Source organism: Desulfocastanea catecholica (genome assembly GCF_054657295.1).
In genome coordinates, this window is the sequence record NZ_BAAHYZ010000007.1 from 166,285 (window position 1) to 188,794 (window position 22,510).

Annotated in this window: 24 protein-coding genes and 1 tRNA gene; 16 read left to right on the forward strand and 9 right to left on the reverse strand. The window is 50.0% G+C overall.

What is annotated here, in order from left to right; all coding sequences use genetic code 11:
• The first annotated feature begins 95 nt into the window (after nucleotides 1–95).
• Complete coding sequence (locus ACYQ8U_RS08810; RefSeq protein ID WP_459945163.1) at nucleotides 96–1,964, forward strand: ExeA family protein; 1,869 nt, start codon at nucleotides 96–98, stop codon at nucleotides 1,962–1,964.
• Between the two features lie 194 nt (nucleotides 1,965–2,158).
• Here ACYQ8U_RS08810 and ACYQ8U_RS08815 read toward each other — a convergent pair whose 3' ends face one another.
• Nucleotides 2,159–3,313: an alcohol dehydrogenase family protein gene (locus ACYQ8U_RS08815; RefSeq protein WP_459945199.1), complete on the reverse strand. Its 1,155-nt coding sequence runs from the start codon at nucleotides 3,311–3,313 to the stop codon at nucleotides 2,159–2,161.
• Between the two features lie 427 nt (nucleotides 3,314–3,740).
• Here ACYQ8U_RS08815 and ACYQ8U_RS08820 point away from each other — a divergent pair, with 427 nt between their 5' ends.
• On the forward strand, nucleotides 3,741–5,858 hold the full coding sequence (locus tag ACYQ8U_RS08820; protein WP_459945164.1) for an LOG family protein: 2,118 nt from the start codon (nucleotides 3,741–3,743) through the stop codon (nucleotides 5,856–5,858).
• A 29-nt stretch (nucleotides 5,859–5,887) separates the two neighbouring features.
• Here ACYQ8U_RS08820 and ACYQ8U_RS08825 read toward each other — a convergent pair whose 3' ends face one another.
• On the reverse strand, nucleotides 5,888–6,202 hold the full coding sequence (locus tag ACYQ8U_RS08825; protein ID WP_459945165.1) for a YajD family HNH nuclease: 315 nt from the start codon (nucleotides 6,200–6,202) through the stop codon (nucleotides 5,888–5,890).
• Between the two features lie 568 nt (nucleotides 6,203–6,770).
• Between ACYQ8U_RS08825 and ACYQ8U_RS08830 the strand changes: the two genes are divergently transcribed.
• Nucleotides 6,771–7,532, forward strand: a complete 762-nt coding sequence (locus ACYQ8U_RS08830) for an MOSC domain-containing protein (protein WP_459945166.1) — start codon at nucleotides 6,771–6,773, stop codon at nucleotides 7,530–7,532.
• A gap of 163 nt (nucleotides 7,533–7,695) precedes the next feature.
• Here the strand turns inward: ACYQ8U_RS08830 and ACYQ8U_RS08835 are convergent, their stop codons facing one another.
• The 6 genes from ACYQ8U_RS08835 to hisB all read right to left on the reverse strand — a co-directional run bounded on the left by ACYQ8U_RS08835 (nucleotide 7,696) and on the right by hisB (nucleotide 12,872).
• Entirely contained in the window at nucleotides 7,696–8,397 is a 702-nt protein-coding gene (locus ACYQ8U_RS08835; RefSeq protein WP_459945167.1) for a ubiquinone/menaquinone biosynthesis methyltransferase, read from the reverse strand.
• A 40-nt stretch (nucleotides 8,398–8,437) separates the two neighbouring features.
• A complete protein-coding gene (gene asnS / locus ACYQ8U_RS08840; protein ID WP_459945168.1) occupies nucleotides 8,438–9,799 on the reverse strand; it encodes an asparagine--tRNA ligase in 1,362 nt (453 codons plus the stop codon).
• 8 nt (nucleotides 9,800–9,807) lie between these two features.
• Nucleotides 9,808–10,707, reverse strand: a complete 900-nt coding sequence (locus tag ACYQ8U_RS08845) for a damage-control phosphatase ARMT1 family protein (RefSeq protein ID WP_459945169.1) — start codon at nucleotides 10,705–10,707, stop codon at nucleotides 9,808–9,810.
• Nucleotides 10,704–11,432 (reverse strand): tRNA lysidine(34) synthetase, encoded by a 729-nt coding sequence (locus ACYQ8U_RS08850; protein WP_459945170.1) that lies wholly within the window; start codon nucleotides 11,430–11,432, stop codon nucleotides 10,704–10,706. The genes ACYQ8U_RS08845 and ACYQ8U_RS08850 overlap by 4 nt, the downstream gene beginning before the upstream one ends.
• Before the next feature lie 134 nt (nucleotides 11,433–11,566).
• On the reverse strand, nucleotides 11,567–12,118 hold the full coding sequence (locus ACYQ8U_RS08855) for a hypothetical protein (RefSeq protein WP_459945171.1): 552 nt from the start codon (nucleotides 12,116–12,118) through the stop codon (nucleotides 11,567–11,569).
• A gap of 169 nt (nucleotides 12,119–12,287) precedes the next feature.
• Nucleotides 12,288–12,872: an imidazoleglycerol-phosphate dehydratase HisB gene (hisB, locus tag ACYQ8U_RS08860; protein WP_459945172.1), complete on the reverse strand. Its 585-nt coding sequence runs from the start codon at nucleotides 12,870–12,872 to the stop codon at nucleotides 12,288–12,290.
• A gap of 280 nt (nucleotides 12,873–13,152) precedes the next feature.
• Between hisB and ACYQ8U_RS08865 the strand changes: the two genes are divergently transcribed.
• The 5 genes from ACYQ8U_RS08865 to truA all read left to right on the forward strand — a co-directional run bounded on the left by ACYQ8U_RS08865 (nucleotide 13,153) and on the right by truA (nucleotide 16,181).
• Nucleotides 13,153–13,227, forward strand: a tRNA-Gly gene (locus tag ACYQ8U_RS08865).
• Between the two features lie 71 nt (nucleotides 13,228–13,298).
• Nucleotides 13,299–13,727: a 50S ribosomal protein L13 gene (gene rplM, locus ACYQ8U_RS08870; RefSeq protein ID WP_459945173.1), complete on the forward strand. Its 429-nt coding sequence runs from the start codon at nucleotides 13,299–13,301 to the stop codon at nucleotides 13,725–13,727.
• Between the two features lie 17 nt (nucleotides 13,728–13,744).
• Nucleotides 13,745–14,137, forward strand: a complete 393-nt coding sequence (gene rpsI / locus ACYQ8U_RS08875) for a 30S ribosomal protein S9 (protein WP_459945174.1) — start codon at nucleotides 13,745–13,747, stop codon at nucleotides 14,135–14,137.
• 195 nt (nucleotides 14,138–14,332) lie between these two features.
• Entirely contained in the window at nucleotides 14,333–15,373 is a 1,041-nt protein-coding gene (gene argC, locus ACYQ8U_RS08880) for an N-acetyl-gamma-glutamyl-phosphate reductase (RefSeq protein ID WP_459945175.1), read from the forward strand.
• Between the two features lie 31 nt (nucleotides 15,374–15,404).
• Nucleotides 15,405–16,181 carry a tRNA pseudouridine(38-40) synthase TruA gene (gene truA / locus ACYQ8U_RS08885; protein ID WP_459945176.1) on the forward strand — a complete coding sequence of 259 codons (777 nt, stop codon included), beginning with the start codon at nucleotides 15,405–15,407 and terminating at the stop codon, nucleotides 16,179–16,181.
• Nucleotides 16,182–16,268: 87 nt separating this feature from the next.
• On the opposite strand, the gene ACYQ8U_RS08890 is transcribed toward truA, so the two are convergent.
• Nucleotides 16,269–17,243 carry a LysR substrate-binding domain-containing protein gene (locus ACYQ8U_RS08890; RefSeq protein ID WP_459945177.1) on the reverse strand — a complete coding sequence of 325 codons (975 nt, stop codon included), beginning with the start codon at nucleotides 17,241–17,243 and terminating at the stop codon, nucleotides 16,269–16,271.
• Nucleotides 17,244–17,547: 304 nt separating this feature from the next.
• On the opposite strand from ACYQ8U_RS08890, the gene ACYQ8U_RS08895 reads away from it, so the two are divergent.
• From ACYQ8U_RS08895 to nuoK, 8 genes are all read left to right on the forward strand, one after another.
• Complete coding sequence (locus ACYQ8U_RS08895; protein ID WP_459945178.1) at nucleotides 17,548–17,973, forward strand: NADH-quinone oxidoreductase subunit A; 426 nt, start codon at nucleotides 17,548–17,550, stop codon at nucleotides 17,971–17,973.
• The gene (locus ACYQ8U_RS08900) at nucleotides 17,943–18,455 is read left to right on the forward strand and encodes an NADH-quinone oxidoreductase subunit B (RefSeq protein ID WP_459945179.1); all 513 of its coding nucleotides are present in this window, start codon (nucleotides 17,943–17,945) and stop codon (nucleotides 18,453–18,455) included. Before ACYQ8U_RS08895 ends, ACYQ8U_RS08900 begins: the two co-directional genes overlap by 31 nt.
• Nucleotides 18,456–18,524: 69 nt before the next feature.
• A complete protein-coding gene (locus ACYQ8U_RS08905) occupies nucleotides 18,525–19,046 on the forward strand; it encodes an NADH-quinone oxidoreductase subunit C (protein WP_459945180.1) in 522 nt (173 codons plus the stop codon).
• Nucleotides 19,043–20,176, forward strand: a complete 1,134-nt coding sequence (locus tag ACYQ8U_RS08910; protein ID WP_459945181.1) for an NADH-quinone oxidoreductase subunit D — start codon at nucleotides 19,043–19,045, stop codon at nucleotides 20,174–20,176. Before ACYQ8U_RS08905 ends, ACYQ8U_RS08910 begins: the two co-directional genes overlap by 4 nt.
• Nucleotides 20,177–20,190: 14 nt before the next feature.
• Nucleotides 20,191–21,195, forward strand: a complete 1,005-nt coding sequence (nuoH, locus tag ACYQ8U_RS08915) for an NADH-quinone oxidoreductase subunit NuoH (RefSeq protein WP_459945182.1) — start codon at nucleotides 20,191–20,193, stop codon at nucleotides 21,193–21,195.
• 1 nt (nucleotide 21,196) lies between these two features.
• Nucleotides 21,197–21,637, forward strand: coding sequence for a NuoI/complex I 23 kDa subunit family protein (locus ACYQ8U_RS08920; protein ID WP_459945183.1), 441 nt, complete (start codon nucleotides 21,197–21,199; stop codon nucleotides 21,635–21,637).
• Nucleotides 21,634–22,176 carry an NADH-quinone oxidoreductase subunit J family protein gene (locus ACYQ8U_RS08925; RefSeq protein ID WP_459945184.1) on the forward strand — a complete coding sequence of 181 codons (543 nt, stop codon included), beginning with the start codon at nucleotides 21,634–21,636 and terminating at the stop codon, nucleotides 22,174–22,176. The genes ACYQ8U_RS08920 and ACYQ8U_RS08925 overlap by 4 nt, the downstream gene beginning before the upstream one ends.
• Nucleotides 22,176–22,502, forward strand: coding sequence for an NADH-quinone oxidoreductase subunit NuoK (gene nuoK / locus ACYQ8U_RS08930; RefSeq protein ID WP_459945185.1), 327 nt, complete (start codon nucleotides 22,176–22,178; stop codon nucleotides 22,500–22,502). The genes ACYQ8U_RS08925 and nuoK overlap by 1 nt, the downstream gene beginning before the upstream one ends.
• Nucleotides 22,503–22,510 lie beyond the last annotated feature (8 nt).

Below are 22,510 nucleotides of genomic sequence, written 5' to 3' on the forward strand. Positions count from 1 at the left end.
CCGATCCTCGATGCAATAAAACAAATGCATAACGAATGAGACCTTGAAATCAGCGTCTTGCGGCGCGAAGCTCCGTCTAAAAAAGGCAGGTGTTCATGTACCTCGATCACTACCACCTGAAGTTGATGCCCTTTGAAATCGGGCCGGATCCGAAGTTCCTCTGGTTGGGTCCAAAACACAAGGAGGCCTATGCCGCGCTTGTGTATGGTATCCTGGAAAGCAAGGGTTTCATCGTAATAATTGGTGATCCGGGCACCGGAAAAAGTACGCTTTTAAACGCTACAGCCGCCAATTTCGGGAGCAACATCCGATTTGCAAAAATCACCGATCCTGCAATGGATGAAATGGATTTTTTCAATTTCGCTGCCAATGCCTTTGAGATGGGCAAGACTTTCAGGAACAAAGCAGAATTTCTGTCCAAGTTCGAAGACTTCGTGAAGGAGGCCGGCGCTCAATCCAAGAAAGTGATACTTGTCATAGATGAGGCCCAGAGATTGACGGCGGATATGCTGGAGCAGATTCGCGTCTTTTCGAACGTCGAAACACCGGGACAAAAAGTCGTCAGCTGCATTTTTGCCGGACAGACCGAATTTCTGGATATGGTAAAGAAAAACCGGGCCCTGGCCCAACGGGTCTTTTTCAGCCACATTATTCAGCCGTTGACGCAGTCCGAGACGGCCGACTACATCACGCATCGCCTTAAGGTTGCCGGCACGGAGAAGCCGATATTTACCTCTGACGCTATGCAGGAGGTATTTCGACTAACCGATGGAATCCCTCGTTTGATAAATATCCTCTGTGATCAGGCGATGTTGAGCGGCTATGCCCTGGACAGAACAACGATTGGGCCTGAGTTGATCAGGGAAAGTACGGAAAACACCCTGATTCCGTTAAGAGACAATAAGGAAGCCGCAGCCGAAACGCAGAGGCAGGGACCTTCCAACCAATTGGTATCGAACGAACCAGTTGCCGAAAATACGATGGGGCTCACCCGAAATGCTTCGGCGATCAGCGAATTAAAAATTCCGAGACGGAAAAAGGCATACTGGGCACTCATTGTGCTCACTATCATCCTTGGGACAGCCATTTTTCTATATTTAAGCGATGGATTTCGTGGAGTTTCCACAAGCTCCAAACCTGATCCCAAAATCCTCCCCCAAAAAGACGATCAGACGGCTAAGCCGAAGCCGGCTACCGCTGAAATCCACCGGCTTCAGAGTCGGATCCTCGAATTGGCAGGCAAGAAAGACGATGCCGAGAAAAGACTTGGAGAACTCCAATTGCGTTTCGGTACACTTGAGAAAGGTAATCAGCAGCTGAAAGCCTCAATCGCCGAACTTCAAAACAAACTGGGAAGTGCCCGACCGGTGCAGGATCAACTCAAAGGAGAAGTGGAGACTCTCAAAAAAGAAAACACCAGGCTTCAAGCACAGCTGGTTCAAATCAACAATCAGAAGGGAGAGATTGAGACACAGCTCAACGAAGTTGATAAGAAGAACGCAGATCTATCGATACATACAAAAGAGTTGAAAAGCCTTAGAGATCGAGCTGTACAACTCGAAACCGCAGTGGCGGAGCGGGAAAAAACAATGAGCCGACTCAAGCAGAAAATCGACGAGTTGGAAAAATCACTGACCATGGAGAGAGCCACGAAAGATAAGATGGGTGCCGAGTTGATTTCCCGGCAGTCGGCAATCGCCGACCTCGAGAAACGAAATGAAACCAGCAGATCCACCCAGTTGAAGCTGGAATCCGATATCCAGAAAACCGCGAGTGAAAATGCACAGCTGCAATCCCAACTCCAGGAGTTGAAAGCCAAAAAAACCGTGTTGCCTTCGCCACCTCCTCCAGATCGAGCCTCACTGTCCGGCACCCCTTCGCCTGTTTCATCAGATGAGGTCGGCACCACCGCAGATGATCCTGCTGGTGTCATCGACTTCATTTTAAAGAAGAAATCACAATAACGAATGCTCCCTGTTATAAAAACCTGGCTCACACGTAATGCATAGATTGGTATCAAGACCGATCTTCTGTCTACGCAAACCGTCCCGTTGATCGACGGCCCTGGATGTGCAGCTTGACGGGAAGCTGGAGAATCTCAATCCCCTGCTCGGTGACGCCCTGAAGTTTTTAAAAAAGGTGATTGATTTATACAACCTCAAGTATTTGCTTTTCTGCCGTTTGCTGGTTTTACAGGTATGCAGCGTCCCCCTCTGCTGCCGAATAATTCCTGTTGTGCTGCATCAAGGGGCGGCGGAATAAGGACAAATTTGCCAACGTGTTTTTTTGCCGTAAATTCCTGCTGTGCCTCGGCGATTTGGTCAAGAGGAAATGTTTTTGCCAGCAGTGGTTTGATTTCACCTTTTTCGATATAGGAAATAAGGTTGGGAAACACCGGCTCATCCCAAGCAGTACAGCCGATAAGTAACAAATCTTTGAGATAAAAGGTTCGCATGTCAAGTGAGACCAGCGGTCCAGCAATGGCGCCGGAAGAAGCATAGCGTCCGCCCGTCTTCAAGACGCGCATCATCCCGTCGAATGCCGGGCCACCGACGTTGTCAATGACCACATTCACCGATTTCTCCCCGAGAGCTGCAACCACATCGTCACCGCGCGGAATCACCCGGTCAGCCCCTATTGCCAAAACAGCTTCCAGCTTGTCCTTGCCGGCGATGGCGGTAACCGTTGCCCCCCGACGTTTTGCCAGCTGCACAACAGCGGAACCGACCCCGCCGGATGCTCCGGCAACCAGCACATGGTCAGCCTCGTTTACTTTGGCACGATGGATCATGTTTTCCGCCGTGCCATAGGCACAGGGGATCGTACCGAGCTCAGCGTCGCTCCAATCGCAGTTTACCGGAAAGACTTCCTCCATGGCAATCCTGACGAATTGGGCAAAGGCACCGTCGAAATCCGAAGCCATCCAGATATTTTCCAGACTATCCCACCCTTTTGTGCGTATGCAGGAACGGATCAATATCCTCGAGCCGATGGCGCTCTCGTCTCCCCCCGGGCCGACGGCGACAATTTTTCCACAACAGTCGGTGCCTTGGATGAAGGGAAACGGCGTTGCTTCGTTCCAGCCTCCATCCGCCTTTTGCCTGGTTTTCTCTTCATCATCACTGCCGAGAGTATCCGTTCCGGTTTTCACCGAGGAGGAGTACCAGCCAAGACGGGTATTGATTTCGGTATTGTTGACGCCTGCAGCCAATACCTGGATAAGCACTTCCCCTTCTGCAGGTTGTGGTATGGGAACATCTCGATAATCGAGTTGTTCGTATCCACCATTGCCGATTGTCACCACAGCTTTCATCGTTTCGGTGCCTTCTATGATATTGAAGCGATCCTTGCTCTTGTTCAATGTGCTTTCATCAATCATATAATCTCTCTTAAGGTGGCAGGACATCGCTTTGTACAAATAGCCCTGACTTTTACGAAAATTCCTTCCAATCAAGATCACAGATATCTGTTTCGCTGAGATCTTTTTTGTCATTTGGGTGCAATCTCTGTCTCCAAACTCAGTTATCACACACGGCGTTTCTGGTATTTTTTACCGTTATTCTTTGAATAATCAAAATATTAAATCATGTTCTAAAACATACATTTGGATGGATGAGCTGTATTATACGGTAATTTTCGACAAAGGCAACTAAAAGGCAAGAGGCTGTAATCATATCATTTTATCTATTTACAGAAAAGCTACTGGTGTATTTCTTGCGACAGTGTGCTAAAATGGTTTTATGAAAATAGAGCAAATCATCAGCCCGGACGGGTACATCAGCGACATTCCCGGCAAGATTGACGGTACGGATATCCTGCAGGCACGGTTTTCCTTTCCCGATCTTTCGGACTATATCCGTGGGGCCATCCAGGAAGAGAAGCCTTTTATCTTTTCCGGCCGGAGCGGTAATGCCCAGATCGGTATCAAGACCGATCTGCTTTCGCCGCAAACCGTGCCGGTAATCGACGGCGTGGATGTGCATCTTGACGGCAAGCTGGAGAATCTCAATCCCCTGCTCGGCGACGCCCTGAAGTTTTTTAAAATCGGCGACGAGATCGGCAGGCTGGTTATCATGGATCCCGAGCTGAGGATCCACGATGTCCGCCATTATCTGCACAAAAGGCTCTTTGTCGGCAGGGAAAACGACCAAGGCCACTATGACGGCTTTGAAATACAGCAGGAGACCGATCCGCTCACCGGCAAGGACAGCGACTATATCCTGGTGGAGCTGGAGCCTTATCAGTATTGCTTTGAGCCGGGCGCACTCAACGACTCAAGCGTCAACAACGTCATCAACAAGGGCCGCCTCGGCCTGGCGAAAATCCGCTCCAGGACCTCCCTGGTGCTCGACCAGGCGATGCTCAAACCGGGTGATCTGTTTATCGGGGCTATCAAGATATCTCTTGGCGATATTTACGGCATTATCGATGCGGTAACCCTGCCGGAAGGCCAGGGCATCGTCCATCTGCCCGCCCGGGTACTCGATCCGTTCCGAACCTTCCGCGACCGCCAGGTGGAACTCTATCATTTTGGCAAGACAGCGGTGCCGCTCAGCCGTATTCAAATAAGAATTCGATTTTTCCGGGCGAAAAATCCCCTGACCGTCCCGCTCATTAAAAACAAGGTCAAGGACGGCTACCGGCTCTTTGATCTTTTGACCAATTCCGAGGTGAGCAACCTCTTTCAATTTGTTGACGATGCCTCGCTGGGCATGATTCTGAACAAGAATAATTTCATTCAGATCGCCCTGGCCATCGACCCCCATGGCCAGGCGCAGCTGGAAATCATCAAAAACGCCGTCCTGGAAAGCACGGTGCGCAAACCCAGACAAAGCCTGGTAAAAGCCGGTAATGGCGAATTTACCAAAACCCTGGAGAAACTCTCCGTTCTCGGGGGGATAAACAGCCGGGTGTTCATCAGCGACGCCTTTCCGTCCCCGGAAGTCATCGATGCCTTACGCATCAGCGGCGTGCGCACCTTCCTCATCAACACCGATAACCCGTCCTTTGCCGATGATTATGTGAAAAAGATGATCAGGCTGACCCACGCCGTTGCCTCGGATTGCGAATTCCTGCGCTACGATGCCGAGACCGACAAGCTCTACACCTTTTATCATGGCTGCTTCATTGAACCGGATGACCGGGAACGTTTCGATGTGGTGCGCTACTGGTTTGCCTTTTACGGCTCGCACACCAAGGAGGCGGACAACCAGCTGACCATTGATCTGATCAACAAGCTTGCTCTGAAATTCGGCAGTGAAATGGGCATCGTCCATGGCGGTGGACCGGGACTGATGAAGGAAGCCAATGATCTCGCAAGACAGCACAATATAATGAGTGTCGGCATTGCCATTGATCTCGAGGGGGAACGCCAGCTCTCTTTAACCACCTGCGACGGTTTGATCAAATACCAGGAGGGGTTGCGTCTCGCCCGCCAGGATCATCTCCAGAAGCTGAGCAACCTGCCCATCGTCAACACCGGCGGCTACGGCAGCGCCGAGGAGCTGTCGATCACCATCACCTCGATGAAACTTCATGAAAATCCCCTGGCACCGGTTATATTACTCGACCCAGACAACCTCTGGGCGGACATGCAGGCTCAAATTACCGCCATTGCCAACAACAGCTATGGCCCCCTGTTTATCCCCAACCTGGTGAAACCCTGCCGGAATGGTGATGATGCGCTCCTTGAGCTGCTGGAGTTTTCCCGGGACCCGGACGCCTGGTACCGGAAAAACCACATCCCGGAAAACAGTGTGCGGACGGCCAGGGAGAAATCAAGCCGTATCAGAAAGGAAACCCTGTACCTGAAAGATGTCGAAGTGTTTGACAAGCCCAACGCCCGCCTGTGCCGGTGATTCCGGCGCAGCGGGAGCCTCGCCTCACCTTACTCTGAATCAGGCTTACGCAGCAGATTTTTCAGCGCCGCAAAAGGCGTGTGCGTCACCGTGGCCGATTTCTCGTTGTCCGAATTTTCCGTCGGCAGCCATTCGGCGTCAATGAGGCGGGAGTGCTCGTTATCGTGGCAATAGATGCACAGCAGCTCCCAGTTGCTGCCATCGGGCGGATTGTTTCTGTAATTATGATCCTTGTGATGCACCGTCAACTCGCGTAATTTTTTCCCGGTGAAATCCCGGCCGCAATTGGCACAGACCCAAGGAAGGATCTTCAACGCCTGTTCTCTGTATTCTACTTTTTTCATTTTTCCCCCTTCTGCCTTGCATGTCGCTGTTGGAGATACCCTGAGTGCCGATTGTTAAATGCACATGGTTGCTCTTACTCTTGTTCAGAAATCCCCGGCGATATCAGAAGACCTTACTCTAGGTAATCCAGATCTGCTGCCTGCGCCTGCCGTGTCTGGTACTATTACAATTTTCTGGTTAAGCGTCTGACTTTTTCCGCACGTTCCAGTTCATCCAGTGCGTTTTTGTTCCATTGTTTTCAGTTGTCTTTCTGCATTGACATGAATTGTTACCCACCAGAACAATGCTGCAGCAAGCAACCCAATTAAAATAAGTGTATCAATATCCATTTGTAATTCCAATTCTTTTCCAGTTTTTCTCGAGGAAGTTTACAGCAACCGCTGTTGACGACTCAACGACAGGGAGATCATTATAATCACCGGTGTAATAATCCACCAAAAAAATTACAGAATTATCACGACAGCAAATATAATGTTGCATTATGCAATTCATACTGGTGCAAAAGGACACAATGTAGTACATTTTTACATAAATAACAGTACCCACCAATCATATCGGAGCATGACAATGTTCAAAATTAACGCAATATCCATCAGTGACCGCAAAGGTATACGCAAGAAAAACATTCCATCCACCAACCTCATCGCCGAGTTCGGCCTGGAAGGCGATGCGCATGGGGGCAAGTGGCACCGCCAGGTCAGTTTTCTCGCGCAGGAGAGTATCGAGACCATGCGCGCCAAGGGGCTTGACGTGGTCGCCGGCAATTTTGCCGAAAACATCACTACCGAAGGTCACGATTTGACCAGCCTCAGGGTCGGCAGCCATTTGACTATCGGCAAAACGAAGCTGATCATCTCTCAGCTTGGCAAAATCTGCCATACCCGTTGCGCCATTTACCATCAGGCCGGCGATTGCGTCATGCCGAGAGAAGGAATTTTTGGCGTGGTTATAGAAGGCGGCCCCATCGAGGTCGGCGAGAGTATCGACATAGAGGGGACGATTTCCGAGGCAGCGGCAATCATCTGCAGCAAGGAAACCGAGGCAGCCTGGGGGGAAGAACTCAAACGGCTGACCAGCGAGAAATTCAACCCGGCTTTTATTCGTCTGGATACAATCAGCAACAAGGAAGGTGGCAGTCTGGCGGATATCCTTGTCGATCTGACCACCACCCAGCGGATAAAAAATATCGTCATCTTTGATCCATCCGGAAGTCTCGGGCTGACACTGACCGGCTATGCCCGCCATGCGGATCGACCGAACCGGATGGAAAAGAACGGCTCGACCATCGATTATTGCAGAACGCTTGAGGAGCTGGAGAAAGTATGCTGACCACGGTAAACGGAAAATAGGCCGGGAAAAGTTCCTTGGGACAGATTGTTTCTTGTAAAAAAACAAGAAAACAATCTGTAAGGTACTCATCAATGCAGCAGGTCATTGATTATCTGATGATATTTTTTCTCAATGATGTGTCGTTTCTTTTTCAGGGTATTGGTCATTTCATCGCCTTATTTAATTTTTCTCCCCAATGTACCCCAATGGTACCAAGCATAAATTTTTCATAGCCGACATTGATAAACCCTGCGTCTCTAAACAGGTCAGCCAATTGCGGTGCAGTATAGAAATCCATCGTTGACCCGGTCAGGTACGCATACGCTGCTTCATCATCGGCAATAAACCTGCCCAGAAAAGGGATACCATAGCGGAAATACAGTCGCACAAAGGGATAGAAGAGGTTTTTGGTCGGGGGGGTTGTATCAAGACAGACCACCATGCCGCCGGGTCGGAGTACTCGGCGTACTTCCCGCAACACCCGCAGGGCGTCGTCGACATTTCTGAGCAGATAACCAAAGGTCACCGACTCGAACGTGTCATCAGCAAAAGGCAGCATGTTGGCGTCGCAGGCCTGCCAGTGGATCGGCTTTTCGGCAAAACGGTTTTTCGCCTCCTTCAGCATATTCAGCGAGAAATCCCCGCCGACAACCCTCGCCCGCGGGTGGGTGTCGATCATCAGGGCGCCGATATCTCCGGTTCCGGTGGCCAGATCAAGGGTCAAGCCATCACCTGGATCGCCGGCCATTTTGACGACAAACCTGCGCCACTTTTGATCCTGCCCCATGGTCATCACCCGGTTCATCAGATCATACCGACCGGCGATGGCATCAAACATTTTTTGTACCCCGGGACCCTTGCTCAACAGCCTTCCTCCGCTAAATAACCAATCATGACCAAGCCTATCAACAGGGCGCGGAGCCCGGTGTCCTCGGAAAGGCAATAACTTCGCGGATATTGGCCATACCGGTTACGAGCTGCACCAGCCGTTCAAAGCCAAGACCAAATCCCGAATGCGGTGCCGAGCCGTACCGGCGAAGATCGAGATACCAGGTGTAGTCGACCGGATCAATCCCCGCCTCAATCATCCGCGCCTCCAGGACGTCGTATCGTTCTTCACGCTGACTGCCGCCGATAATCTCGCCAATCCCCGGAACGAGGATATCCATCGCCGCCACCGTTTTCCGATCATCGTTGACCCGCATATAAAAGGGCTTGATCGACGCCGGATAGTCGGTGACGATTATCGGGCACTGAAAAACCTCTTCCGAAAGATACCGCTCATGCTCCGACTGCAGATCAAGGCCCCATTTGACCGGATAGTCGAATTTTTTCGGCGCATATTTAAGCCGCTCTACCGCTTCGGTGTAGCTGATGTGCACGAACTCTTTCTGCACGATGTTTTCAAGCTTCTGCACAAGCCCCTTTTCGATAAACTTGTCGAAAAGCTGCATATCCTCAGGGCAGTGAGTCAGGGCATCCTGTAACAGATATTTGATTATCTCCGTGCCAAGTGCCATATTGCCCTGCAGATCACAAAAGGCCATTTCCGGTTCGATCATCCAGAATTCCGACAGATGGCGGGAGGTGTTGGAATTTTCCGCCCTGAATGTCGGGCCAAAGGTATAGACATCACCAAGGGCAAGCGCATACACCTCGGCCTGCAGCTGACCGCTGACGGTAAGTCCCGCCGGTCGGCCAAAGAAGTGTTCCGCTTTGGTTTTTTCCTGGCCTGTTGTTACCTGAAACATTTCGCCGGCGCCTTCGCAGTCGCTGGTGGTGATGATCGGGGTATGAATCTGCACAAATCCTCGGTCCTGAAAAAACTGATGCACCGCATAGGACAGCCGCGAGCGGACTCGACCGACGGCGCCAAGGGCGTTGGTTCTTGGTCGCAGATGAGAGAGTTCCCGCAGGAACTCAAAGGAGTGGCGTTTTTTCTGCAGGGGATAGGTCTCGGGATCGGCCTTGCCGATCACTGTGAACCTGGTGGCATGTACTTCCACATCCTGCCCTATGGCCGGTGATGCCTGCAGAGTCCCTTCGACCATGACACTCGATCCGGTCGATAGCTGTTTGATATCCGAAAGATAGTTTTGCAACTTTTCATCGGCGATGATCTGCAGGTTGGCCAGACAGGAACCGTCATTTATCTCAACGAAGGAAAAGCTGCCGGTATCTCTCTTGGTGCGCACCCACCCGGCTATCGAAACCGGCTGTCCAACCGGCTTTTCCTGCAAAATGGTTTTAATACGTGTTTTCATCATATCCGCCTCTACAATTTTTTTCCCGAATAGTAGACCGCCATTTCTCCTTTGCCAGGCAACCGGTCGGCAGGCATGCCGCAGAGCGCAGCCATATACTGCGCCGCGGCTGCACACTTGATGGTCAGAAGAAAAAAAACATCCCGATCCACCTCGGACAAACTCTCAAAATTTCCCTGACCTTTGGCAATCACCAGATCCGCCGCATGAAAAAGCTGGACAAACTGCTCGGAACATTCCTCTAACTCCGTTCCCGGAGACCTGCCCCCGTTGGCGATAATCCGGCCATATTTGTCCAGGCCGGCGACCAGGGCATCATCGATCAGGGCATCGTTTATTATCGGGCCGCTTTTTACAGCGATGGTCAGAGCAAAACCGCGCCGGTGTAAATACTCAACGAGCAGCGAATCATAGACTATTTCCCCGCAGTTGTCTGTAAGATAGAGTATGGAACTCCCTTCCGGCAGCCGATGGATTGCGTCGTGGAGTTGCGGCAGGTGATCCACCGCCGGCCTCGACGTGCGGCTGCGCTCCAGAGCCGCGGCAACATCAAAAGTCTCCAGGGCGCCGTAGTCGATAATGTTCCCGGCGATGGCAAAACGTACCGCCGAGGACAACTCCTCATCGGTGCCCCGTATCTCCTGGCGCAGTCCGGGGACAACCTTCAGGGCCTGTACATTGCTGGCCGACTTTTTTTGGTAATAAGGATCTTCACAACCGCTTATTTCGGCAATTTTTTGGTAAATCGGACGGGCATTGGCCGGCGGGCTTTTTGTCACATCCATTTCGGCAATGACGGCGGAGACGGCCTGGAGGATGTCGAGCTGCTGCTGATCTGTGCAGTTGGTGATGCGGGCAACCTGGAGCGTCTGTCGCATGAGACAGGGCAGACAATCGGCATGGGTCTTCATAGTAAATAATCTTTTCGTACATTGGACAGGGCTGCAAACAGTGAGTTTTTCACAGCCGGTTCATCCTGGTAGAGTGTATGCAGCAGGCTGCGCACCTTTTCTCGTCTTGTGTCACTTGACAGTGGACAGAGATTTTTGACCGCTTCAAGCTGCAATCCTGCGGCAATTGCGCAGACCTCATCTTTTTCAAGATATGCCATCGGTCGTACAATGGAAAGGGTACCGGCAAATAAATTCTGCCTGGGCACCATGGTGGAGATGTTACCGCTGTAGAGAGCATTCAGCATAAAGGTCTCTATGAGATCGTCTTTATGGTGACCAAGGGCGATCTTATTGTACCCTCTCTCGCGGGCAAGATCGAAGAGCTGACTGCGTCTATTTCTTGCGCAGAGAAAACATGTTCTGTCCGCTTCGTCAATCGACCATTCTTCGGTGATCTCAAAATCCAGTGAAATTCCCTGCAGCTGTCTGCCGATGGATGCACCGGGATCAACAGCGCCCGTTAGTCTCCGCGAAAAGCCATGATCGATATATATTGCCGTAAGATCAAAATGTATCGGCGCCTTTTTTTGCCACATTGCCAGGATAAAAGCAAGAGTCAAACTATCGACCCCACCGGAAACACCAATCAGGACGCGGTCGCCCTCGGAAAACATGGAAAAATCATGCATCGCCTTGCCGATTTTTCGATTGAGCGCGGCAGGAAGTCTGTACTCATTCTTCATTAGAAACGTCAAGATGGAATGCTGTTAAAAAAGGGGAAGAAAAGCAGGTAAGACAACACCCGTGGCATCTGGGTTCATGATGCCACGGGGTAACTTTCTCGTTTACCGGGGATATACCACGATGTAAAACCGATCTACTCGTGCAGATAGGGGCATTCGTCCAGCCGCTGTTTCATTCCCTGTTCCATAAGCTGTTCGACACTGACCCATTTAAAGCCTCTGGTCTTCGCTTTACTAAAAGTGAAGAGATTACTGAGAAGGGATTGCTGCTCTTCCCGAAAATCAGTTGACCACAAAACATTACCGGTACCGGAATGCCGCAACACCATGGAAAAATCCACGACCGCCGGTGCATCGGCAGCATACTCCGTTCCCTGGCGCTGCTGATAACGGCGAACAGTTGTCAGTAACACGCCGTCACAGTTCAATTTTTTTCCGATCGCAGCAACCGTGCCTGTCATACCACCGGCAAGCTCCGGCACAAGGGTTGCAACCTGATTGGCGTTCAGCAGACGCACCCGTGGATTTTCTTTCAACTCCAGCCGCATAACATCGGTGGCGTAGGCGGCTCCTTCTTCAAGCGCTTGTGCCTCCGCATAATCAATGGTTTCATCATTACCGGCTGAAGCTGAAGTGCCCGCCGGCAATACGGCGATACAGGAGAGCGGCTCAATTGGTACTTGCACCTGATCAATTCCACTGCTGTCGGAAAGTTGCGAACACGATGAAAGCAGGACAACGGCACAACCATAAAAGAAACACAAACTGGATATTTTTCCCACGAAATCACCTATTGTTTTAAGAAAAGAGTTTATTGAAAAAAGTGGTTTTTAGCCCGTATTATTTCAGCCCGTGTTACAGACATCCTTTAGAAGACAGTGCGCCTTGAATTTCCAGACCTGTTGTCGCGATATGCATTGCCCGACCAAAACCCTTAAATATGGCCTCAATTATATGATGACCGTTTTCACCATGCAGAAGATCGATATGCAGGGTGAGGCCTCCATGTTGACACACGGCACGAAAGAATTCCTTGGCCAGGGCGGTATCGAAGGTTCCGAGTTTTTGTTCAGTGACCACGGCATCATAGTGGAGAAAGGGGCGATTGGAAATATCGACAACTACGCGCACGAGGCTTTCATCCATAGGCAGATAACTGCTGCCGTATCTGGCGATGCCGCCTTTATCCGCCAGGGCCGAGGTTATCGCCTGACCAAGACAGATACCAATGTCTTCAACCGTGTGATGATCGTCTACCTCGGTATCCCCTTCGGCCAGGACGGATAGATCAAAAAAGCCATGTACGCAAAAGAGCGTGAGCATATGATCTAAAAAAGGCACTCCGGTTTTAATTTGATTTTTGCCGCTGCCGTCGAGATTCAAGTACAGCTCAATATCCGTTTCCGCTGTTTTTCTGGCAACAGAACTCTTTCTTTCCATAGTGCTCTCTTTCGTGCTCTCTGTCATAATTATAAAGTGCAGAAGATAAATACCTCTTTCTATCCTATCCAAACAGAAGTTTATTTACAATAAATCCATAAACATAAGCTGTAATTAATGTAATGAGTATACTCTATCGCAAGAATTCGATCTCTATTTTTCGTGACTTTCGAGAAGAAAATTATTACAATGCACAGCTCAGCTCAATTGATTTTTTAATTGACACTCAGTTTCAAACCTTGTAAATACACCGCAGTTTTGACACGAAAAAACTAAACGAGCGGGAATAACTCAGTGGTAGAGTGCAACCTTGCCAAGGTTGACGTCGCGAGTTCGAATCTCGTTTCCCGCTCCACTATAATGTACAAAAGGTTCGACACTGTTCGGACCTTTTTTTATTAAATGATCGACCATTTGAGGGATATAATGAAAACCTATCTTGCCCCAGTCAACGAGATCGAGAAAAAATGGTACGTTGTCGACGCAGAGAACAAGGTTCTGGGTCGTCTGGCATCAGAAATCGCTACCCGGTTGCGAGGTAAAAATAAACCAACTTTTTCCTCTTTTATTGACAATGGTGATTTTGTAGTCGTTACCAACGCTGAGAAAGTCCACCTCACCGGCAATAAAATGGACGACAAGAAATACTATCGCCACACCGGGTACATGGGCGGAATCAAAGAGGCTTCTGCAAAAGAGCTTTTAGAAAAACATCCGACTGACCTTATCATTAAAGCTGTCAGAGGTATGTTGCCAAGGAATAAGCTTGGACGAGCACAACTGAAAAAGCTGAAGGTATACGCAGGTCAAAATCATCCCCATGCAGCTCAGCAACCTACTGCATTTGATATTTAATCTAGGAGAATAGACAGATGGCTCAGGATCGCTTTTATGCCACAGGAAAAAGAAAGACTGCTGTTGCCAGAGTATGGCTTACTCCTGGTACAGGTAAAATAATAGTCAATAAGCTGGAAGCGGATGCTTATTTTGGCCAGATTTTCAAAAGCCAGCGTATCATCAAACCTTTCAAAGTCACCGAAACCCTCGACCAGTATGATGTCATTGCCACCCTCCGCGGCGGCGGCAAATCTGCTCAGGTCGACGCCTTATCCCATGGCATCTCCAAAGCGCTGCTTGAGACCAACCCGGAGATCAGACTGCAATTAAAACAGTCGGGCCTGCTTACTCGTGATCCGCGTGAAAAAGAGCGGAAAAAATACGGCCAGAAAGGCGCCCGCGCCAAGTTCCAGTTTTCTAAACGTTAAGATTTATCTACAAACGTTTTTAAGCTTGAACAATCGTTGTGCGGCAGGAAACTGCGGCGACGGTGTTGTGAGTTTTTTGAAGGGGAATGACAGGTGGCTGTCGTTCCCCTTTTTTTGTCATGGTTATCACGCTGGAGCGTGCTAACGGCAGCAACAGAGACATAAACAAATCTTTCATCGGGGAGTTTACCTACCATGATTAGTGTTGGAATTATCGGTGCTTCGGGATATACCGGCGCCGAACTGGCCAGAATACTCTGTAACCACCCTGAAGTTCGGATTACTGCGGCAACCTCACGACAGCATGCCGGTCAACCGCTCTCTGAAGTCTTCCCCAGCCTGCGGGGAAGGGTCGATATTATCTGCGAAAACCTCTCGGTTGCCGAACTGTGTGACAAAGCTGACTTCTTTTTCACCGCCGTGCCGCATAAAACGGCGATGGATCTGGTGCCGCATCTGCTTGCTGCCGGCAAAAAGGTCGTCGATCTGTCGGCCGATTTTCGCCTTCGAGATGTTTCGATATATGAAGAGTGGTATCAGCCGCACTCCTCAAGCCAGTTCCTGGCCGAGGCTGTCTATGGCCTCCCCGAACTCTATCGCCATGATATATCCACCTGCCGGCTGGTGGCCAACCCGGGCTGCTATCCGACATCGATCATCCTTGGACTGGCGCCGCTGTTGAAGGCTGGGGCTATAGAAGCGCAAACGATAATCGCCGATTCTAAATCAGGCACCTCCGGCGCAGGACGAGGCGCCCAGGTCGGATCACTGTTCTGTGAGGTGCATGACGGATTCAGACCTTACAAGGTCGGCAGAGCCCATCGCCACACCCCGGAGATCGAACAGGAGTTGACTGTCCTTGCCGGGGCCAAGGTGCATATCTCTTTTACCCCGCACCTACTCCCGCTGTCCCGAGGCATCTTGAGCACCATCTACGCCTCACTCGTCCCTGGCTTTGATCGGCAAAAAATTGATGCTCTGTACCGCAATCAATACCAGAACGAGCCCTTTGTCCGTTTGCTGCAGGAAGATACATTCCCGGCCACGCAATATGTCCGAGGTTCCAACTTCTGCGATATCTCCTACAAAATTGACCAGACGACCAACAGAATAATCGTTATGTCGGCCATCGACAACATCGTCAAAGGTGCTTCGGGCCAGGCGGTACAGAACATGAACGTCATGCATGGATTTGCCGAAACCACAGGACTGACAAGCGTTCCACTCTTTCCATAAACAGCATAGAATCGTTGTTCATTTTTTGCATATGACTGTTGATCTTCGCAAAATCAAACTGCTTATCAGCTATGACGGCACATCATTCAGCGGGTGGCAGCGCCAGAGGAACGAATGTACCATTCAGGGTGAAATTGAGGATTGTCTCACCCTGATGACCAGGGAAAAGATAGATCTGCATGGTGCCGGCCGAACGGATGCCGGGGTCCATGCGGAAGGAATGGTTGCCCATTTTACCACCGGCTCGGCTATTACCTGTCATGATTTTATGCGTGGCATGAATTCAATGCTCCCGGGAGCCATTCGCATTTTCGCCGTCGATGAGGTGGACCTTGCCTTCCATGCCCGCTTTTCCGCCACCGGTAAATGTTACCACTACAACATATATACCGGCAAAATCCAGCCGCCGCATCTGCGGCTCTACAGCGTGCATGTCGTTCGCCAGCTGCATGTATCGGCGATAAAGGAGTGCCTGCAACTTCTTCAAGGCACCCATGATTTTTCTTCGTTTGAAAATAGTGGCTCGAGGGATAAAAGTAATCTTTCCGGGCGTGGTGCAGTGCGAACAATTTACCGTGCCGACCTCATCGAGGCAGCACCTTCCCAGCTTACCTTTCAATTTGTCGGCGATGGATTTTTACGCAATATGATCCGTAACTTTATCGGCACTCTTCTTGAAGTGGGGCAAAAACACCTGTCTACCGGCGAATTTAATGAAATCTTGCAGGCAAAGGATAGAACCAAGGCAGCGGCAACTGCCCCCGCCCATGGCTTATTTCTCAAAGAAGTGTTTTACGAACGACAGTAACCGACAGGGTAACAAATCTTCTTTTGCTCGAAAACAAAGAATCCATGTTTCTCTACGACAAGGTGAGTGCACACAGCGTTCACGCGCCTACTTTTTCATGGCGGAGTGCCTGGCAAGAAGTGACTGCAGTTTCCAGGGGGACGAGAGACAAATTCTCGAGTCGTCGCAGATGGTCATGACATCACAGAAAGAAAGGAATTCGGCAAGGGCGTCGCTGATCTCCGTATCTTTTCGCTGAATAATTTTCAGCTGTCTTTTCATATCGAGTCCTTCAACCTTCAACCCTTTCAACCATCCATTTTCCGCCTCACGGCAAATACTGAGAGCCGATAAACAGGTGATTCCCGCCCCGGATTCAACCGCCCGTTTCACTGCTTCAGGATGGCCCATCTCCATCACGATATGAACATCTTCCATATACTTACCGAAACGTTCTCTGATTGTTGCAGCGGTACCGGAGTCACTTTCACGCATGATCCATTTTTTACCCTTCAGATCATTGTCAATATCAAAAATTTCGTTATGCGCCAGCGGGTCAGTCGGCCCGCAGAGAACGACTAACTCATCTTCAAACCATGGACGCCACTGGATTTCTTCTCTTCCGGTGAGTGGCCCTTCGACAAATCCGACATCCATCTCTTTGTCAAAAACCAGCTTTTCAGCATATCTCGTATTGTACACCAGCAAATTGACATGTACATTGGGATGAACTTTCTTGAATGCCCCGATAAGATAAGGCAGGATATAATTACCAAGAGTCGTACTGGCTACGATATTTATCTTGCCGTCAAGCTTATCGTTTCGCTCCGACATGATAGTTTCAATATTGCTGACCTGACAGGTGATATCTTTTGACAGTGGGAGGAGAAACCTTCCCCGGGCATTAAGCAGAAGACTTCTGCCGTGCCTGTCGAACAGTGATCCGCCTAACTGGTTTTCCAGTTCCGCCAGGGCCATGCTGACGGCTGATTGCGTCACAAACAGCTTTTTGCTGGCCTTAGTGACCTGCGCCGTTTCCGCCACAGCTATAAATATTTCCAATTGTCTTAGGGTAATAGACATGATACCTCACTCAAGAACAGATCACTTTCACTGATACATATTATCGTAATTACTTAGGTCTCTTGGTTGCAATATAGCATTTCTGAAAAGTTTCACAAGTCTTTTTACATCAACGATTTCCAATGAATACCGGTATAACAAAGATCATTAAAGCACTGAGGCCGGATTCAGTTTCTTATTGACACGTGTATAACAATTATTTATGATACTCGCGAATTTGACCAGTGGAAAATGTTAGCCAACTTGATGTAACTTGGTGGCATTGTATTCATTTTATAAAATACAAGCGAACACAAGGAACGGTATGGAACAACAAATCACTGCATTTCTGTACCCGGAACAAGTTCTCTGGATCGCAGCCTTCACTATCGGGGGCTTGTCATTTGCGCTTGGTCCTATCGCCATTGTCTATCTTTTAATGCCACTTAAGACCAGGCAAATCAGCAACAAAGCCCTTCAATTCATTGAATGCGGCATGGACCCCATCGGTGACAGCTGGATTCGTTACGGGGTTGTCTTCTATCTTTATGCTCTCATCTTCTTAGCCTTTGACGTAGACGTTCTCTTCCTTTTCCCTGTCGCTCTTGCATACAACGATGCTGTTTTTGCATCTTCTATACGTGATTTTATCGAAATAGTTATTTTTGTCGGAATATTATCACTCGCAGTAGTTTATGCATGGATCAAGGGAGTATTTAAGTGGGAACGCAAAACGTACCTTCGTCGATAGTTCAATTCGCAGCCGTAGACAAACTGATCAATATCGGCAGGGCAAACTCCTTGTGGCCCCTGACCTTCGGTATCGCCTGTTGTGCCATTGAAATGATGGCCACCGGCTGCGCCAGATTTGACATGTCCCGCTTTGGAGCTGAAGTCTTTCGCCCTTCCGCCAGACAGAGCGATGTCATGATCGTGGCGGGCACCATTACCAAAAAAATGATGCCCGGCATCAAGACGCTCTACGACCAGATGCCGGAGCCGAAATGGGTTATGGCCCTTGGCAACTGTGCCATTTCCGGAGGGCCGTTCGCCTTCGAAGGACAGTATAGCATCGTTCTTGGCGCTGATGAATTTCTTCCTGTCGATGTCTACGTACCCGGCTGCCCCCCGCGTCCTGAAGCTCTTCTTCAGGGAATAATCGAACTTGAACACCTCGTTTCCGACTGGAAGCGGTGGAAAGACCCAGAGGCCGCCAAAGTGGTCAAGGTTTAAGCCTCGCGTTAAGCCGTCGTTCAGCGCCTTTCATTTCAGGTTTTTTGAAGTTTTTTGGAGCATTGCAAAATGATTCGTGAAAAGACAAAACTGGCCCTCCAAACGCTTTTCCCGGCACCGGAAGCAAAAGAAGTTCCGACTGAAGCCGCCGGCGAAGAGCAGGACAAAAAAGCTGTCAAAGAAGCCCGCCAAAACGGATTGCTTGAACGCGATTATGCCGTGCATGGGTACCACCTTGACGCCCAGGTGGCCCCTGATCAACTCCTTGAAGCAGTCACTCTCCTTGATAAGGCCGAATTTTTTATTGAAAGCATAACCGGTGTCGACTGGATTAAAGAAAAGCAGCTGGAAGTCATCTACGACTTTTCCAGATATGACTTTGACCTCTGCCGCGTCGTCATAAGAACGCGGGTTGATCGCACTAACCCGGTCGTTCCGACAATTACCGGAATTTACGCCGGAGCGAACTGGCATGAGCGGGAAACCCATGAGTTCTTCGGCATTACGTTTGAAGGACACCCCCACCTCGTTCCCCTCCTTCTTCCTGAAGATGCAGATTTTCATCCACTCTTAAAGGATTTCAAGGCATGAACTCTCCAATCGAACGTGCTCCAATTGAACTTCAACCGGACGAGACCTTCATCCTCAACGTAGGTCCGCAGCATCCTGCGACCCATGGCGTGCTCCGGGTTAAAATGGAAATGAGCGGAGAGTATATCGTCGAGGCCGAAACCGTCATCGGCTATATTCACCGGATGCATGAGAAGATGGGTGAGCTGAAAACCTATCCCCAGTTCCTGATGAATCTCAGCCGCATGGATTACCTTGGCGCCCTTGGCTATTCCCACGGCCATGTACTGCTGATCGAAAAGGCCTCGGGTATCGAAGTCCCCGAACGCGCCGAATATATCCGCGCCATCATGGTCGAACTCAACCGCGTCGCCTCGCATCTGTTCTGGTTTGGCGCATTCGTCATGGATCTGGGTGGCTTCAGCCCGCTTATGTACGCCCTTCAGGATCGGGAACATATTCTCGATATGCTCGAGGGCGTGACGGGTTCGCGCCTGACGTATTGTTACTTCCGCTTCGGTGGACTCTATAACGATGTCGATGACAACTTCATTTCGGCGGCCCGGCGCTTCATTCCCCGCATGCGCAAATCTCTTAAAAAATACCACAAGCTGGTCACCGGAAACATTATTTTTCGCAAAAGACTCGAGGGCATCGCCCCTCTCAGCCAGGAAATGTGCCGCAAATACGGCGCCTCCAGTGCCGTGGCCAGAGGCTCCGGCATTAACTTCGATGTCCGAAAAAATGAGCCCTATTCGGTGTACCCGGAATTTGATTTCGATGTCCCCGTCTTCCACGAATGCGATTCCCTCGCTAGATACAATGTGCGAATGGCAGAAATAGAGCAGTCGTTAAGAATAATCGAACAGGGACTTGATAAATTGCCGGACGGCCCGATCATGCCGGAAAAAAAACCGAAACTCATTAAACCTCCTGCTGGAGATTATTACCAGGCGGTGGAAACGGCGCGGGGAAGTTTCGGCATCAGGCTGGTCAGTGACGGCGGCAAGACACCCTATCGATTAAAACTTCGCTCGCCGACCTACTCGAACATGCATTTATTTGATGAGGCGTGCCGGGGCATGATGATCATGGACGCACTTGCATTTATGGGAAGCCTCGATCTGGTCATTCCCGAGATAGACAGGTAGGAGGATATGATTTTATGCGCTTAACACTACTCAATGTTATTATCGCTGTTGTCATTGCCATCGGCTTCGCAGCCCTCAATGCCGCTTATCTGGTTTGGGCAGAACGACGGGGCGCGGCACGCATACAGCGTCGGCCTGGTCCGAACATCAATGGCCCCTTTGGCCTGCTGCAGCCTCCTCTTGACGGCATCAAACTGATGGCCAAACAGCTGACGATTCCCGGAGGGGCCGACAAGGTGCTCTTTATTGCTGCGCCGGTCCTCGCCATGTTTCCGGCCATCATGAGTTTTGTCACCATTCCGTTCAGCGAGACCATTGTCGCCAAGAACATGAATGTCGGTGTCCTGATGATTTTCGCCTTTGCCTCGATGGGCGGCATGTCCCTGGTTTTCGCCGGCTGGAGCTCTCGTAACAAATATGCCATGATGTCGTCGGTTCGAGCCGTATCCCAGGCCGTCGCCTACGAGATTCCCATGCTTATTACCACCATTACCGTGGTCATGATTTCCGGATCAATGGATCTGATGGAGATTGTCCGGCAGCAGAGCGGATCCATTCTACATTGGAACATTTTTCCTCTGCTGGGTGATTCTCATAACATTTTGATGCCCATGAGTTTTCTCATCTTTTTCACCTGCACCCTGGCCGAGACCAACAGGGCGCCATTCGACCTCGGGGAGGCGGAGAGTGAGCTGGTCGCCGGCTTTCATACCGAATACGGTTCCATGGGCTTTGGTCTGTTCTTTATGGGTGAATATGCCAATATCGTTATCGGCTCCTGCATGACCACCATCCTGTTCCTGGGCGGCTGGAATGCACCACTGCCTTTTCTCGGGTTCATTCCCGGAGTTTTCTGGTTTCTGCTCAAGCTCTATCTGTTGATTGCTACTTTTATCTGGATACGTTGGACTTTTCCACGTACGACCATTTACGGACTGTTGAATCTCAGCTGGAAAATTCTCATTCCGCTGTCCCTGTTCAACCTGCTGTTTACCGCGGGATTAATAAAGGTGTTTTAAGATGGTCACCTATTTTTCAGAGATATATCATGGCCTGATCAGTCTTTTCATCGGCATGGGTATCACATTCAAAGAGTTTTTCAAACCCACGGTTACCGTCGCCTATCCCTACGAAACACTGACGATGTGCGATAAATATCGCGGCCATACCGAACTGATCGAAAACGAGGCAGGCAAACCGAACTGTGTAGTCTGCGGGCTCTGCGAAAAAGCCTGCCCGTCAAACTGTATTACCCTTGCCGGTGAGAAACCGGAGGGTGAGAAGAAGAAAGTGCTGACGAAATATATTCTTGACTTCACCAGATGCTCTCTTTGCGGCTCCTGTGTTGAATCGTGCAATTTCAATGCTCTTACGTTCTCGAAAGAATACAACCTGGCGAGCACCAGAAAAGAAGATTTTATCTTTGATCTTCTTAAACGTCTGGAGGAGAGGAACAAATGAACCCGTCAATGGTCACATCCCCAAACTTTTTCAGTGTCGACGGACTGGTCGGGGTAGTCTTCTTAATTATGGTGGCGATCACCCTCATCGGTGGCCTTATCGCCGCTAACTCGGAAAGACTGGTACGTTCCGTAGCTGGTTTGATAGTCTGCTTCGTCGGCGTCGCCGGGCTCTACTACTTTCTGAATTCGCCCTTTGTTGCGATGATGCAGATCCTTATCTATGTCGGGGCGGTAGCCGTGACAATATCTTTTGCTATCATGCTCGCCGCACCAGAGGAACAGAAAAAAGTCGGTCCTTCCGGGCCCCTTGTCGGACCCTTTGGTTTTGCGACCGCTGCGCTTCTCGCCGGGGGGTTCTCCATCCTTGCCATCCGGACTGATTGGAAGGTTATGGAAAAAATCAATGATGGCTCTGTCAAAACCATCGGCATTCATCTGTTAACCGAGTATTCAATGGTCTTTGAACTGATTTCCATCGTCCTGCTGATTGCAATTCTAGGTGCCCTGGTGATTGCCCGGGGCGGGAGGGAAGGCTGATGTCACTCCTGACATTGTACAATAACATCAATAGTTTTCTCGTTATTGGTGCCATACTTTTTGGCCTTGGAATTTACGGCATGGTCACCCGAAGAACACTTATCGGCATGCTCATCGCCGCTGAATTGATTCTCGCCGGTGCCTCGGTAAATTTTATGGCCTTTAACCGCTTCACTTCACCGGACCCGGTTGCCGGACAGGTATTCACGCTTTTTATCATGGCCATCGCCGCCGCTGAAGCTGCCATAGGACTCAGTATCATTATCGCTGTTTATCGCCAGTTTAAATCAATAGACGCCGAAGACACTGTTCAACTTAAAGGTTAGTCAAGGAG

Bases quoted from the DNA above. Each gene is read 5' to 3' on its own strand.
- ACYQ8U_RS08920 (WP_459945183.1), top strand. From the start codon at position 21,197: ATGGTCACCTATTTTTCAGAGATATATCATGGCCTGATCAGTCTTTTC.
- ACYQ8U_RS08850 (WP_459945170.1), bottom strand. From the start codon at position 11,432: ATGAAGAATGAGTACAGACTTCCTGCCGCGCTCAATCGAAAAATCGGC.
- ACYQ8U_RS08820 (WP_459945164.1), top strand. From the start codon at position 3,741: ATGAAAATAGAGCAAATCATCAGCCCGGACGGGTACATCAGCGACATT.
- ACYQ8U_RS08910 (WP_459945181.1), top strand. From the start codon at position 19,043: ATGAACTCTCCAATCGAACGTGCTCCAATTGAACTTCAACCGGACGAG.
- ACYQ8U_RS08815 (WP_459945199.1), bottom strand. From the start codon at position 3,313: ATGAAAGCTGTGGTGACAATCGGCAATGGTGGATACGAACAACTCGAT.
- rpsI (WP_459945174.1), top strand. From the start codon at position 13,745: ATGGCTCAGGATCGCTTTTATGCCACAGGAAAAAGAAAGACTGCTGTT.
- nuoH (WP_459945182.1), top strand. From the start codon at position 20,191: ATGCGCTTAACACTACTCAATGTTATTATCGCTGTTGTCATTGCCATC.
- ACYQ8U_RS08825 (WP_459945165.1), bottom strand. From the start codon at position 6,202: ATGAAAAAAGTAGAATACAGAGAACAGGCGTTGAAGATCCTTCCTTGG.
- ACYQ8U_RS08890 (WP_459945177.1), bottom strand. From the start codon at position 17,243: ATGTCTATTACCCTAAGACAATTGGAAATATTTATAGCTGTGGCGGAA.
- asnS (WP_459945168.1), bottom strand. From the start codon at position 9,799: ATGATGAAAACACGTATTAAAACCATTTTGCAGGAAAAGCCGGTTGGA.
- rplM (WP_459945173.1), top strand. From the start codon at position 13,299: ATGAAAACCTATCTTGCCCCAGTCAACGAGATCGAGAAAAAATGGTAC.
- ACYQ8U_RS08905 (WP_459945180.1), top strand. From the start codon at position 18,525: ATGATTCGTGAAAAGACAAAACTGGCCCTCCAAACGCTTTTCCCGGCA.
- ACYQ8U_RS08895 (WP_459945178.1), top strand. From the start codon at position 17,548: ATGGAACAACAAATCACTGCATTTCTGTACCCGGAACAAGTTCTCTGG.
- truA (WP_459945176.1), top strand. From the start codon at position 15,405: ATGACTGTTGATCTTCGCAAAATCAAACTGCTTATCAGCTATGACGGC.
- ACYQ8U_RS08830 (WP_459945166.1), top strand. From the start codon at position 6,771: ATGTTCAAAATTAACGCAATATCCATCAGTGACCGCAAAGGTATACGC.
- hisB (WP_459945172.1), bottom strand. From the start codon at position 12,872: ATGGAAAGAAAGAGTTCTGTTGCCAGAAAAACAGCGGAAACGGATATT.
- argC (WP_459945175.1), top strand. From the start codon at position 14,333: ATGATTAGTGTTGGAATTATCGGTGCTTCGGGATATACCGGCGCCGAA.
- ACYQ8U_RS08810 (WP_459945163.1), top strand. From the start codon at position 96: ATGTACCTCGATCACTACCACCTGAAGTTGATGCCCTTTGAAATCGGG.
- ACYQ8U_RS08925 (WP_459945184.1), top strand. From the start codon at position 21,634: ATGAACCCGTCAATGGTCACATCCCCAAACTTTTTCAGTGTCGACGGA.
- ACYQ8U_RS08845 (WP_459945169.1), bottom strand. From the start codon at position 10,707: ATGAAGACCCATGCCGATTGTCTGCCCTGTCTCATGCGACAGACGCTC.
- nuoK (WP_459945185.1), top strand. From the start codon at position 22,176: ATGTCACTCCTGACATTGTACAATAACATCAATAGTTTTCTCGTTATT.